The organism is Lactimicrobium massiliense (genome assembly GCF_900343155.1).
In the GTDB taxonomy this organism is placed as follows: Bacteria; Bacillota_I; Bacilli_A; order Erysipelotrichales; family Erysipelotrichaceae; genus Bulleidia; species Bulleidia massiliensis.
Genome location: NZ_OUNG01000006.1, coordinates 242,210 through 254,486, shown reverse-complemented (window position 1 = coordinate 254,486; position 12,277 = coordinate 242,210). Strand labels below are relative to the sequence as shown.

The window sequence follows — 12,277 nt, the reverse complement described above, 5'->3', positions numbered from 1 at the left end:
AAGTGTAAAAAATGTTATTCGAGAAGTTACTAACAGTATGTGAAACGATCGCCATAATCTGAAACTCCTTGAATAATCATTTTTCTAAGATAATGGACCTTATCTTACATCTCGAATAAGGTACATTGCAAGAGAAAGTTCTCTACGATCCTGAAAACCGACGAGAAGAAGTACAAAGGGACTCTGGCTGACAAGGCAGTCAAGAAAATTCAAAAGATCTACCATGAAGAGCATCAGCTGGAAAATCTGCCGGCCGATGAACATCTGCAGAAGAGGCAGGAGATCATCCAACCGCTGGTAGATGACTTTTTCCAATGGATTCGCAGCAAACGTAATCTGGTTGACTCATCCTCCGCCATCGGGGAGGCTTTTACCTATGCCCTGAATCAGGAAAGGTACCTGCGAGTATTCCTGGATGATCCAACCGTGCCGCTGGATAATAATGCGGCAGAAATCGCCATTCGTCCATTTACGATCGGGAGAAAGAACTGGGTCCTGATCGATACACCGAAAGGCGCAGAGGCCAGCGCTATTATTTACAGCATCGTCGAAACAGCAAAAGCAAACAACCTGAAGACATACCCTTACCTGACATGGCTGCTGGAGAAAATAGCTCAAAGAGCAAATGAAGGAATCACAACAATCCCAGAGGAACTTTTACCTTGGTCATTAAAGATCCCGGCTTCTCTCAAAAAGTAACACCACATGGAACGCCTCCCAGTCCTTCCGAATGGACTGAGATAACTGTGCCAGATCATTGGCTCACTTTAAAGGTACGGATTATTGAGCGCTTACTGTCTTCCGATTCGGATTCGGCTTTCTGTTTTCTTTATCCTCTCCGAATGGATCTTCATATTCCTTTACGCTTAACTTATCTTTTGCGATATCTGCGCTTTCCTGTTCACGGATATATTTGCGTATTGTGGATTCATTGATCCCTACTGTGCTCACATAGTATCCTTCCGCCCAAAAATGTCTGCTCCCATATTTGTATTTCAGGTTCGCATGCTTATCAAATATTTCAAGCGAGGACTTTCCTTTGATGTATCCCATGATCTGTGATACAGAGTACTTTGGAGGGATACTCAAAAGAAGATGTACGTGGTCGGGCATCAGATGCCCTTCCAGAATCTCCACTCCTTTGTATTTGCACAACCGTTTTATGATATCCCGGATATCTGGGCGCAGTTGATTATAAATTACTTTTCTTCTATACTTCGGAGTGAACACGACATGATATACGCAGTAATATTTCGTGTGAGCTAATGAATCATATTTGTTAGCCGTATTTGGCACCTCATCTTTCTAGAATCGTGACTTGGACAATCACCATTCTAGATAGATGGGGGGCTTCTTTCTATAAGAAGCACCGGCCTTCCTCCCGCATAGCGGGAGGTTTTCTGTTTCGCACCTCTTCGGTGCTCAACAGCGCTCCTACGCATAATAAAAATGGAAGATATTTCATCTTCCACTTGCTGACTTGATTATCTTTGCTCTTCGGATTTGAGATCCCGATGCATCAATGCTGTGATTTCCTGGTCAGGAATACTATTTTCATACAGGACATGGTAGACCGCTGTGGTGATCGGCATATCGATGTGTCTTTCTTTTGCCTCTTCATAGACAATACGGCACGCTGACAGGCCTTCCACAGTTTTGGTATTGGTCTTCATGAAGTAATCAGCACTATTTTCGGTGCCGATCTGATAGCCAGCCATGAAATTGCGGGAAAGTCTGGATGTGCATGTGACAATCAGATCCCCTACCCCATCCAGACCAAGGAAAGTCTCAGGATGCGCACCGAAGGCAACTCCATAGCGCTCCATCTCAGCCAGTCCTCTTGTCATCAGGGCAGCCCTGGCATTGTCTCCCTGTCCAATACCTTCCAGAATACCAGACGCAATGGCCATGATGTTCTTTAAGGCAGCACCGATTTCCGTGCCAATGACATCTGTATTGCGGTATACACGGAAATAATCATTGGAAAACAGCTGCTGGATGGTTCTGGCCGCTTCTTCGTCTTCACTGACGGCATTGATGGCTGTCAACTTGCGCTGAATCACTTCTTCGGCATGGCTTGGTCCGATCAATGATACGATGGCTTTGACATACTGTGCAGGCATGATACGGCGGATGAAGACGCTCATGCGCTCATGCGTAACCGGATGGAAACCCTTGGCCACATTGATTACGATCACTGGATGATCCAGACAGGCAATTGCCTGGTTCAGCACGGTTTCAATGGCACTTGTTGGCACAGCTGCTAACAGCAGATCTGCATCCTGTATGCAATGCATATCCGTACTGGCCGTCAGACTCGGATTCAAAGGATCCGGAAATGCCTTCATGTTATGATGATTGAGATTGATGTCATCTGTTTCCTGCTGATTTCTGCCCCACAGCACTGTTTCATTTCCGTTGTCAGCCAGTACCTGAGCCAGAGCGGTTCCCCAGCTGCCAGTACCAAGTACAGCGGCTTTCATTCACTGACCTTCTTTCTGGCGATGATTCTGATCGGCGTTCCTTCCAGATCAAAGGCATGCCGCAGCGCATTCTCCAGGAATCTCTGGTATGTGAAGTGCATGAGTTTCGGGTCGTTGCAGCTAAGCACAAAGGTTGGCGGTGCAGCCGCCACCTGGGTGGCATAGTAGATACGGAAACGCTTGCCGTTGCGGGCCGGAGCAGGATTGGTTACCTGCGTATCGGCAATGACCTGGTTGAGAACATTGGTAGCAATACGGCGGTTGGCGTTTTCATAAACATGATCAACAATCGGGATAATCTGGTTTGTACGCTGGCCGGTTTTTGCAGAGACAAAAATGATTGGTGCATACGCGAGATACACAAATTCTTTGCGTACTTTTTCTGTGAATGCATTCATGGACTTGTCATCTTTCTCAACGGCATCCCACTTGTTGACGACGATAATGACCGGCTTGCCGGCTTCGCTTGCATAGCCAGCCACATGTTTGTCCTGCTCACGGATACCAGCTTCTCCATCGATCAGAAACAGGGCAACATCACAGTTCTCAATAGCTTTCATCGCCCGCATGACACTGTACTTCTCAACGGACTCCCATACTTTGCCGCGCTTGCGGATACCTGCAGTATCAACGATGACATACGGTCTGCCGTCAAAGACAAATGGGGTATCAACGGCATCGCGGGTTGTTCCCTGCACGTTGGAAACAATGGAGCGTTCCTGGTGGAGCAGACGGTTGACGAGAGATGATTTGCCGACATTAGGCTGGCCGATGACTGCAATACGGATGCCGGGAAGATCTTCCTTTTCCTTTTCAGTCGGCATCTTGGCCATGCAGGCATCCAGCAGATCGCCGATGCCAATGCCATGAACACCGGATACAGCAATCGGGTCACCCAGGCCCAGCTCATAGAATTCATAGATATTGAGCAGACGTGACTCATCATCAATCTGGTTGACAGCCAGTACAACCGGTTTGTGGCTGCGCTGCAGGATACCGGCAATGTAGCGGTCATCATCCGTGATGCCATGTTTGCCATCAGTAACCATGATAATGACATCTGCTTCTTCAATAGCAATCTGTACCTGTGCACGGATTTCTGTCTGATACGGCTGGTCTTCCATCTGGATCCCGCCGGTATCAATCAGCTGGAAATGATGGCCGGTCCAGTCACCTGTGGCATAAATCCTGTCTCTGGTAACACCCGGAACATCTTCTACAATGGATACCCTGTTGCCGGCAATCCGGTTGAAGATCGTCGACTTACCGACATTTGGTCTTCCGACAATTGCGATCACGCCGCTCATGCCTGCTTCTCCTTTGCAAAGTATGCTTTTACCAGACGGTATACAGCATCAGCACTCTCATCAAAGGACAGATCAGAAGTATCAATTTCCACAGCATCTGCTGCTTTGACAAGCGGTGATTCTTTGCGGGTTGTATCCTGCTTGTCGCGTTCCGCAATCTCAGCCGCAATCTGCTCAACGCTTTCTACCTGCAGTCCCTTTTCTTTGTCCTGCAGATAGCGCCGGCGGGCTCTTGCCATCGGGCTGGCTGTCAGGAACACCTTGACTTCGGCATCAGGCAGGACCACGGTACCGATATCTCTGCCATCCATGATGAACCCCTTGGCAGCTGCCATGACCTGCTGGCGTTTGACCAGATCCTGACGAACTCTCTTCAGCTTGGAAACGCGGCTGGCAGCAAGGGAAATATCCTCATGGCGGATTTCTTCACTCACATCCTTACCATCCAGAAAAACCTTTCCTTCCGGTGTCAGAACAATCTCTGTATGGGCAAGCATATCGGCAATCTGGTTTTCATCATCCAGATTGAGGTGCTGCTGCAGGGCTTTGCAGGCAGTGCAGCGGTACATTGCTCCGGTATCGAGATGCACATAATGTAGTTTTGCGGCAAGTGTATTGGCAATGGTACTCTTGCCGGCAGCACTCGGCCCATCGATAGCGATATTGATTTTCTCCATGTTTACGCTCCTTTCCTGCTCAGAAAAATCCAATAAATGACAATCAGCAGCACAATGATCAAAGCAATGATCAATACAACCAGCACAATATTGAGAATCTGGTTGGTATGGCGCATCTTGTCAGAAACTTCAGACAGGTTGTCTTCATAATCATCCAGCTGTGCACGCATCTGGGTTGTTTCATTCAGCAGCTGCTGGCGGGTTGTCCGCTCCAGTTCCATACGGCGGTTGAATTCACCCGTGCTCATGACATGATGCCCATCCTGATCAAGATCCGGCACTTCTTCATTATTCACCTGTTCCTGTTGCTGATAGGATGGTGCCTTCTGGCGTACCTTCTGTTTCTTTGACGGTGTATCATCATCCACCAGTCCCCTGACTGTCGAGGCAATATCACGGGCGTTGTCCGGCGCACTGGGTGCTTCATCTTCCTCCCGGTAGGCATTCGGTGTCACATTCTGATTGATGAACGGCACCTGCGTTGTTCTTCTGGCATTGCGGGAAGTTTCACGATCCTGAAAGGGACGGTCCACAGCTGGTGCAGGCTGTTCCTTCTTCAGACGGTCAAGAATATTAACTTCCGTATTTTCAGATACCGCATTGCCCTGGGCAATGTTGTACTGTTTGACTTCATTGATATAGCGGTCCAGATAGTCATTGGCAAAAGCCGGTTCATCCTGAGAATCATCATGCTCAAAATGCAGGCTGTCACTTTCATTCGTCTGCACCTGTGTGCGCTGATCGTCCACTCGCGGACTCTGGTAGGCAGTCCTTCTGACATGAATCGGATCATGATCATTGGCTGTATCCGGCACATCCGACGGCGGGGCAAAATTATTGCTGTCAATCTGGTTCAGACGATCCTGAAAACGATGAAGATCCCTCGTCTCGATCTCCTGTCCAACATCATTCTGCAGACTTTCCCGCAGATCTTTATATTTTTCTGTCCGTGATAATTTTGCCATATACTTTCTCCACAAATTACACCGCTAACCATTATAGCATAGACCCCTGCTGTCATTGTGCAGGGATCCGATCATATATGCCGATCTTTCCAATAAAAAAGCGGTCTTTTCATAAGGCCGCAGTGTCTGTACGTGATGGTTTATCAGCGGTGCAGCAGTGGTGAAACGTGCTTATAGAGCACGCCTGTGATCACGCTGATCACAGCACCCTTAAACAGGTTGAATGGCACAACACTGAAGATGATCAATGTGCCAAGGCTGTTAATTGCAGGATTGACGGCAGCACCCATCTGCAGGATGGCATCCAGCGGGAAATTTGCCAGTGTCACATAAGCCGGAATCAGTACAAAATAGTTTAGTACAGCACCGGCCACAGCCATGCATACGGTACCAACAGCCATGCCGATGATGGCATTTTTCTTTGTCTTATGGCGCTTGTAGATGATTGCTGCAGGTACGCAGAGTGCACTGCCGATCAGGAAGTTGGCAAGTTCACCAACACCCATTGTAATGGTACCGTTGAACAGCAGATTCAGCACAATTTTAACAGCTTCAATCAATGCACCGGCGACCGGTCCCATGGCAAATGCGCCCAGCAGGACTGCAATCTCAGAAAAATCAAACTTGTAGAATGATGGTGCAAATGGCAGCGGGAATTCAAACAGCATAAGAACAGTTGCAATCGCGCTCAGAATGGCGATCTTGGCAATGTTCTTAGTGGTCAGAACGGACCGTGCGGATGCTTTTTCACTGGTACTTGTTTTTGATACTGACATGGTTTTCCTCCTCTGCCCCACTAAAAAAGGGGGTCTTTCAGATAAAAACCTCCGGGTATACCTATAAAAGATGTTCACTCTTTCATCCAGACTTTACTGTCGCCATCGGAATTTCACCGATTCGGTTCCTGCCTCAGCAGGAAGTCGCGGGGTTTACCGCCGGTCAGGAATTTCACCTTGCCCTGAGTTTTATCAACCAAATTATAACGGAATGCAAAGAGAATGCAACAAATTTTCCTCACGCATAGATTTCCAGCAGCAGTTCAATCAAAGAATGCTCAGCAGCACCGAACCACTTGTAAATCATATACAGGGCAATCATCATACAGACTGTTGTCACAATGGACTGTGTCTCTACCCTTGCACTGGTGCTTTCGGCAATGACATGATTTTTCAGGAAAACACCGTACAGAACAACGCCGATCATGATGATGATGCCGACTTCCGGACTCTTCAAAGAAATCAGCCCCGCCACGAGGAACGCGGCTGATTCAGAAAGCCAGCCCATTGTACCAATGGCAAAGATCCGGGTTACCGTAATCTTTTCATGGCGGAAGATAGAGACAAAGACATTGATCAGATAACCGATGCTTTCTGCCAGTACAAAGATCACCAGCAGCCTGAAAGCAATCTCTGCTGTATGTGTAAAGTTCAGGCGCAGATAGCTGAAATTCTGTGTATCCACAATCTTCTTGAAACCAATGGCAAGGAATGCGGACGCAATCAGCCATTTGATGATCATTCTGCCAAGACTTGCCAGAAATGGCGAAGGAATCTCCTCATAGGCTTCATTCTCCATACAAGCATATGGATGCAGCAGCAGTTCCGAGAAAGAATAATGATGCCGTCTGACAATGGCACTGACCTCTGCATCGCGGGCCTGTTCCACCCGTGCATGGCGGGCTGCCATTTTCTCTTTGAAAGAAGGCTTTTCTTTCTTTTCAAGCTTTGCATGTTCCGTCAGAATATCGAAATTCTCATGCTTGACGGAGGCATCTGCCTGCATCGTTTTTACCTCTGGTGCCTGTTCACTTACATGCAGTGTATCTTTGACAAGCACCGAAACCGTATTTCTGGTTTTGGAATGGTATGGGATATGGCGGGCAGCCGGGGCATGATGAAAACGGTCGGAAGGCAGAGCGGTTCTTTTGTGATAGTAGCGAAGAGATGGTTTCACGATAGTCTCCTTTGTATCAAAAATGTGCTATATCAGCACATTTTATATTTTCATGTCAATCAAAAGTGTGCCAGGAAAACAGCCTGACGTGTGAATCATCTTAATTTTATTTGATTGGCATAGCCTGTCAACCGCAAACCAGGATCTTTATCAACTGTCTGCATCCATCCGTTCTGCATGAAAATCAAACACTCTTCCCGTCTGTTCATCATACACAATTGTCATTGCCTCACGCACCGGCCAGGAAATTGTGGCATAGGCAGTTCCAGATGCCAGTTCCATGTCAAAAATCGTATTTTCAGAAGAAGAAATGGATACTGCATCTGTACAGAGGGCACATTTCAGTGCCTGGATGACCTGCATTTCCGCAATCTGGTATTTTTGTGCTTTTTCCAGGAAAAGAATGGACGCAAAGCGCTGCTGCATCATGGCAGCAAAAGCAGCGCAAACCGTGACGGCAAGCAGAAAAACACTCAGAAAATACGCCGAGACATTACCGTTCACTGTATGCAGCCGCAGCCTGATATGTTTCATTTCCGCGCTGGTAGTATACATAGATCACCTCCTGCTCCATGCCAAATGAGAGTGCATCAATGTCATTGAGAAAGATCTGGGTGCCAGGCTGCAGGATCATGCGGTGATTGCGCAGCACAAGCTGACAGTCTCTTCCCTGGTATTGAAAATACAATGTATCATTGCGGCATTCCAGATCATAGGAAAGCATCAGAATTCTTCGCAACTGCTGCAGGGCAATCTCATCCTGGATACTTTCATCAAATGCGGTCAGCTGAGGCAGTATCCAAAGACATGCCGTCACCGCAGGCAGCAGCATCACACTGATCAGGATCGTCATCAATACATCCCCTAAGGCGAAGCCGTGGCTTGACACGTTTCTTCACATCCTTTCATCTGTCCCAGGGCATCCTCGAAGTGCTCGGCCATCTGCTGCCGTTTCTGCTTAATATCCTGACTGCCTGCTGTGTGCAGTGCAGCAGCACCATACACAACAAGACAAAGCATTGCAGTAATCAGAACGGCAATCAGCGCCTCACTTAGCAGAAAGCCATTACGGTGTAACAAGACGGCCGCCTCCCAGCTCAATGATGATCTTCTTTCCACCCGGATATACAGTCTGTGCCCTTTTGACATTACCTTTTTCATTGAAGTAAATCACGGGAAGTTTTCCAGATGAATCAACATACTCCTGATTCTCTGCCAGAGCCATTGCCCTTGCCTGCATCTGCAGATAGCCGCCTGGCCACAAAAAGCGCTGGATCATTTCCTGTTCAGAAAGAACGGGCAGACTCATACTGGCAAACACGCCAAGACACAGAATCACAATCATCATTTCAAGCAGTGTAAAGCCATGTTTATTCAATGTGCGCGGTACCATCATAGATCGTCAGGCTCTTTTCGTTATGATCGCATGTTGTCTGATTTTCGCTTAATAGGCCGGCAGAAACAAGATCAGATACGCTTCCCGGGTACTGGTCAAATTTCATTTTGTATTCCAGTATGGCGGCATCTGCCACCTTTTCAATTGCACGGCAGCCCTTGTCATTGACAATGCCAAGAGTTGTTTTGATATTGGGAACAGTCAGCAGAAATAAAACGGAAATGATGACAATGACAACTGTCATTTCCAGAAGTGTGAATCCTTTGTGGTTGTTCTTTTTCATAGTCTTTCCTTTCAGATGCCGATCTGCTGCATCATTGCCATCGGCATCAGCAATATACGGTAAGCAAAGATGATGACAAGTCCCACTGCCAGGTAACAGACTGCCTGAACTCCATGGGTGAAATGGTCAATCTGATGCCTGGTGCGCATCAGACTCATCTGCAGATAGCCGGTCAGGATGCCGGCAGTATCTTCAGCATAAACTGCTGTCTGGAAAAAGGCGGCCAGTGCGCTTTCAAGATACGGAGACACGACGGCCCGGCTCAGTGATTCTCCCTTCTGGAAAGAATGGTCCAGCTCACTGGCAAGAAATGCAATCAAAGGCCGCTGATTCATTCGTGAAAGAATCTGAAGTGACTGCCTGGTACTGATCTGTCTTCGCACACATTCCTGAAAGAAACGGGTAAACTGCGTCGATGCCAGCTGCACAGGCAGACTGTTGGGAACGTGCAGGGCTGCAAAACGATATGCTTTGACGATATTTGTTTGTCTGGTGCACAGCCACAGGATGGCTGTGAAAACAAGAACCGCCGCAAACAGGCCTCTTGCAAACCATGCCATCAGTGCTGCCAGCACAGCCACATTGCCGGATGAAACATTGACAGCTGTTATCATATTGAGCATGGTGGGCAGCACAGTTCTTTCAAACAGGAAGATGCCGCCTGCCATTCCTGCCATTAACATGCACGGATACAGCAGTCCTTTTTCGATGATGGCAAGATGTTCCTTCTCCTGGGCAGTGATGGCAATGGCAAGCTGCAGACTGTCCAGAAAAGGAAGATATGCCAGGAAATCACGCAGGAAGCTTTGATAGCTGGATGGCATATACTGCCCGAGAAACGTCTCAGCCAGCTCGCCATTGTCCAGGTGAGAACGGATGGCATCAAAACATGATTTGTTGGCAGGTGTCTGCAGAATATGCATTGTTTCTTCCAGGGAAAAGCCGCTGTCCATCAGAACGGCAGCAGCCTTGATATCCTGCTCAGAAAGTGAAATCCGCCGCCGCAGCCATTTTTTCAATAATGCCGTTTGCGGCCGCAAAGGATGCTTTGGCAGACAACGGGATGAAGTCTTCACTTGTTTCTTTGTTGGCAAACCAGTAGTCCACCTCCTTTCTGTCCATAATTTCATAAATGCCGGTCATACCCTGGCTGCATGGATACAGCCGCTGGTTGGATATGCCGCCAAGCACATCCTTCAGCTGGTAATCTTTGACGCCAAGATCCAATAACCGCAGTATTGCCGAAGTGCAGCTTGAAGCATGCAGTGAGGTCAGTACCAGATGCCCCGTCAAGGCACAGCGCACTGCCATCACTGCTGCCTCAGAATCTCTGATTTCACCAATCATGATAATGTCGGGATCATGGCGCATCAGCTGCTTGATGCCTTCGGCATAGGACATGTGCTGCTTGTCATTGATCTGCAGCTGTACATACGCAGGATTAATCACTTCCACGGGATCTTCCAGGGTATAGATTTTTCTTCCGGAAACACTGTTCAGCAGGGTATAGAGCGAGGTTGTCTTACCAGATCCGGTAGGTCCTGATAAAACAAACAATCCGGTGCGGTGTTGAAGAATATCATGCAGAAAGCCCTGTGCCTGTCTGTCCCGGGTCAGATCATCAATCTGCAATCTGGAAGAATGATTCAGGATGCGCAATACACCGCTGGTCAGCCTGTAACTTGTCACAAGTGCAAAGCGCAGTGACAGTACGGTCCCATCCACTTCTTCCTCAAAGGAGCCCGTCTGCGGTACAGAAATCCGGGACAGATCAAGGTTGGCACGGTACATCAGATAATGAAAGAGGCGCAGATCATCTTCCTGCGGCTTCAGTTGTTCCATGGTGCCATGCACACGCATCTCGATCGCTACTTCCTCCTTCTGGCTCAGCAAAGAAAAATGTATATCTGTTACCTGATAAGCCAGTGCAATTCTCAGCAGGTCCTGCAGTCTGTCTTCCATGTCTCTTCCTCCTTCATCTCTCTATGCCCCTGCAAAACCACATTTCCCTGAAGAAAAAAAAAACGCTATTTTCAAAGATTTAGTTGATGAGGCTGTAAACACCAAAATATCATGAGCTATATGCCTCATAGAGGTTAATTGGCATTTTAAGCTTTGGGATCTCCGCACAGGTAAATGGAATCTGTTCAAACATTGTTTCCATGTATGCTTCTGATTTCCATTTGCGCATGTCCAGCCTGTACTTTAAATATTTCTTCATGACGATCCAATTCAAATAACCCTGGAGATGTCTTGTGCTGATACCATGTTTCTGCCTGATCATGTTTTTTAGCTCAGAGTGAAGCTCGTTTACTTCAGATACTGTATTGCCCTTTGGTGTTAAATAACCGTTAGATGGAATAATGTCACTGTTGAAGTGATTATCGCCCACGAAAGTTTGAATGCTATGGCTGTCATCACTGATAATTGTTGAATGCGCTGCGAAGTGAGAGCTATATTGATTCAGAATTTCTGCACTCTCTCTGCCTAATCCTCCAATTTTAAAGAGAATATTGTCATGCTCATCAATAGCTGTTACCAGGCAGATCTTGTGATGGCTGGTGCCAGGTAAAGCACGCTTGGTTGAATGACGGCGATGCTTTCCACGCTGTTTGCTGAATCTTGGCATTTTATCCTTCCTGGTCCCTTTCAGGTTGATTTTGGTATAAGTAGGATCCAATTCAACATTTCCACTTAAGACCACATTATTCTGAATCTTTGCTGCAGCCTGATATAACTTGTGACGCATGTTGAAGCAGGTAGTAACTGATAAGCCTGTAGCTACACTCTGCTGAGTCAGAGTCATTCCGTTAAGCTCGCCAGAGATAAAAGTAGTCCAGATATCAAAGCTTGTTCTGGAATGAGTAAACATCGTACCTGTTGTTGCCATAAAAACAGATTTGCATTTTTTACATCTGTATTTCTGACGATTATGTGGGTTAAAGCCATTCTTAACAAAGTGAGTTGAACCACAATGAGGACATTTCTCAACATGCAAAGAGAGATTCTCGTAATTTGTTGTCGTACAGTTTACTTTCTCTCTGAATAGCTTTTCTAAACCAACACGAATGAATTCAATTTCGACAGGAGATAAAGAATTCAGGAAATTCTGATTAACGAGCATATCATCACCTCAACTGAAGTCATGATAAGTTATAGATATTAACTTGATGTACTTGTTCGGGTACATCAACTATTTATTTGAAAATAGCG

16 protein-coding genes and 1 riboswitch are annotated in these 12,277 nt (G+C 47.0%); of the genes, 1 reads left to right on the top strand and 15 read right to left on the bottom strand.

Annotated features, from left to right (window positions below):
* Positions 1 to 108: 108 nt before the first annotated feature.
* Positions 109 to 699, top strand: a complete 591-nt coding sequence (locus tag DHU66_RS12080; RefSeq protein ID WP_280952649.1) for an IS66 family transposase — start codon at positions 109 to 111, stop codon at positions 697 to 699.
* Positions 700 to 780: 81 nt separating this feature from the next.
* Here the strand turns inward: DHU66_RS12080 and tnpA are convergent, their stop codons facing one another.
* The 15 genes from tnpA to DHU66_RS11780 form a co-directional block, all read right to left on the bottom strand.
* Positions 781 to 1,296 carry an IS200/IS605 family transposase gene (gene tnpA, locus DHU66_RS11850; RefSeq protein ID WP_108776143.1) on the bottom strand — a complete coding sequence of 172 codons (516 nt, stop codon included), beginning with the start codon at positions 1,294 to 1,296 and terminating at the stop codon, positions 781 to 783.
* A gap of 188 nt (positions 1,297 to 1,484) precedes the next feature.
* A complete protein-coding gene (locus DHU66_RS11845) occupies positions 1,485 to 2,483 on the bottom strand; it encodes an NAD(P)H-dependent glycerol-3-phosphate dehydrogenase (RefSeq protein WP_108776142.1) in 999 nt (332 codons plus the stop codon).
* Entirely contained in the window at positions 2,480 to 3,790 is a 1,311-nt protein-coding gene (der, locus tag DHU66_RS11840; protein WP_108776141.1) for a ribosome biogenesis GTPase Der, read from the bottom strand. The genes DHU66_RS11845 and der overlap by 4 nt, the downstream gene beginning before the upstream one ends.
* The gene (cmk, locus tag DHU66_RS11835) at positions 3,787 to 4,467 is read right to left on the bottom strand and encodes a (d)CMP kinase (RefSeq protein ID WP_108776140.1); all 681 of its coding nucleotides are present in this window, start codon (positions 4,465 to 4,467) and stop codon (positions 3,787 to 3,789) included. Before cmk ends, der begins: the two co-directional genes overlap by 4 nt.
* A 2-nt stretch (positions 4,468 to 4,469) precedes the next feature.
* A complete protein-coding gene (locus DHU66_RS11830; protein ID WP_108776139.1) occupies positions 4,470 to 5,432 on the bottom strand; it encodes a hypothetical protein in 963 nt (320 codons plus the stop codon).
* A gap of 143 nt (positions 5,433 to 5,575) precedes the next feature.
* Positions 5,576 to 6,208 carry an ECF transporter S component gene (locus tag DHU66_RS11825; protein WP_108776138.1) on the bottom strand — a complete coding sequence of 211 codons (633 nt, stop codon included), beginning with the start codon at positions 6,206 to 6,208 and terminating at the stop codon, positions 5,576 to 5,578.
* Positions 6,209 to 6,278: 70 nt separating this feature from the next.
* Positions 6,279 to 6,402, bottom strand: a riboswitch (FMN riboswitch).
* 44 nt (positions 6,403 to 6,446) lie between these two features.
* Complete coding sequence (locus tag DHU66_RS11820) at positions 6,447 to 7,385, bottom strand: hypothetical protein (protein ID WP_108776137.1); 939 nt, start codon at positions 7,383 to 7,385, stop codon at positions 6,447 to 6,449.
* Between the two features lie 150 nt (positions 7,386 to 7,535).
* Positions 7,536 to 7,940, bottom strand: a complete 405-nt coding sequence (locus DHU66_RS11815; protein ID WP_135358364.1) for a hypothetical protein — start codon at positions 7,938 to 7,940, stop codon at positions 7,536 to 7,538.
* The gene (locus DHU66_RS11810; RefSeq protein ID WP_108776135.1) at positions 7,879 to 8,238 is read right to left on the bottom strand and encodes a hypothetical protein; all 360 of its coding nucleotides are present in this window, start codon (positions 8,236 to 8,238) and stop codon (positions 7,879 to 7,881) included. Before DHU66_RS11810 ends, DHU66_RS11815 begins: the two co-directional genes overlap by 62 nt.
* An 11-nt stretch (positions 8,239 to 8,249) precedes the next feature.
* Positions 8,250 to 8,465, bottom strand: a complete 216-nt coding sequence (locus DHU66_RS11805) for a hypothetical protein (protein ID WP_108776134.1) — start codon at positions 8,463 to 8,465, stop codon at positions 8,250 to 8,252.
* Positions 8,452 to 8,781 (bottom strand): pilus assembly FimT family protein, encoded by a 330-nt coding sequence (locus DHU66_RS11800; protein ID WP_108776133.1) that lies wholly within the window; start codon positions 8,779 to 8,781, stop codon positions 8,452 to 8,454. Before DHU66_RS11800 ends, DHU66_RS11805 begins: the two co-directional genes overlap by 14 nt.
* Positions 8,756 to 9,064, bottom strand: coding sequence for a competence type IV pilus major pilin ComGC (comGC, locus tag DHU66_RS11795; protein ID WP_108776132.1), 309 nt, complete (start codon positions 9,062 to 9,064; stop codon positions 8,756 to 8,758). The genes DHU66_RS11800 and comGC overlap by 26 nt, the downstream gene beginning before the upstream one ends.
* An 11-nt stretch (positions 9,065 to 9,075) precedes the next feature.
* Positions 9,076 to 10,083: a type II secretion system F family protein gene (locus DHU66_RS11790; protein ID WP_108776131.1), complete on the bottom strand. Its 1,008-nt coding sequence runs from the start codon at positions 10,081 to 10,083 to the stop codon at positions 9,076 to 9,078.
* Positions 10,046 to 11,026 (bottom strand): ATPase, T2SS/T4P/T4SS family, encoded by a 981-nt coding sequence (locus tag DHU66_RS11785; RefSeq protein ID WP_108776130.1) that lies wholly within the window; start codon positions 11,024 to 11,026, stop codon positions 10,046 to 10,048. The genes DHU66_RS11790 and DHU66_RS11785 overlap by 38 nt, the downstream gene beginning before the upstream one ends.
* A 109-nt stretch (positions 11,027 to 11,135) precedes the next feature.
* Positions 11,136 to 12,188, bottom strand: coding sequence for an IS1595 family transposase (locus DHU66_RS11780; RefSeq protein ID WP_108773885.1), 1,053 nt, complete (start codon positions 12,186 to 12,188; stop codon positions 11,136 to 11,138).
* Positions 12,189 to 12,277: the final 89 nt, after the last annotated feature.

Coding starts and splice junctions, on each gene's coding strand:
- DHU66_RS11845 (WP_108776142.1), bottom strand. CDS start 2,483: ATGAAAGCCGCTGTACTTGGTACTGGCAGCTGGGGAACCGCTCTGGCT.
- der (WP_108776141.1), bottom strand. CDS start 3,790: ATGAGCGGCGTGATCGCAATTGTCGGAAGACCAAATGTCGGTAAGTCG.
- cmk (WP_108776140.1), bottom strand. CDS start 4,467: ATGGAGAAAATCAATATCGCTATCGATGGGCCGAGTGCTGCCGGCAAG.
- DHU66_RS11830 (WP_108776139.1), bottom strand. CDS start 5,432: ATGGCAAAATTATCACGGACAGAAAAATATAAAGATCTGCGGGAAAGT.
- DHU66_RS11825 (WP_108776138.1), bottom strand. CDS start 6,208: ATGTCAGTATCAAAAACAAGTACCAGTGAAAAAGCATCCGCACGGTCC.
- DHU66_RS11815 (WP_135358364.1), bottom strand. CDS start 7,940: ATGTATACTACCAGCGCGGAAATGAAACATATCAGGCTGCGGCTGCAT.
- DHU66_RS11810 (WP_108776135.1), bottom strand. CDS start 8,238: ATGACGATCCTGATCAGTGTGATGCTGCTGCCTGCGGTGACGGCATGT.
- DHU66_RS11800 (WP_108776133.1), bottom strand. CDS start 8,781: ATGATGGTACCGCGCACATTGAATAAACATGGCTTTACACTGCTTGAA.
- comGC (WP_108776132.1), bottom strand. CDS start 9,064: ATGAAAAAGAACAACCACAAAGGATTCACACTTCTGGAAATGACAGTT.
- DHU66_RS11785 (WP_108776130.1), bottom strand. CDS start 11,026: ATGGAAGACAGACTGCAGGACCTGCTGAGAATTGCACTGGCTTATCAG.
- DHU66_RS11780 (WP_108773885.1), bottom strand. CDS start 12,188: ATGCTCGTTAATCAGAATTTCCTGAATTCTTTATCTCCTGTCGAAATT.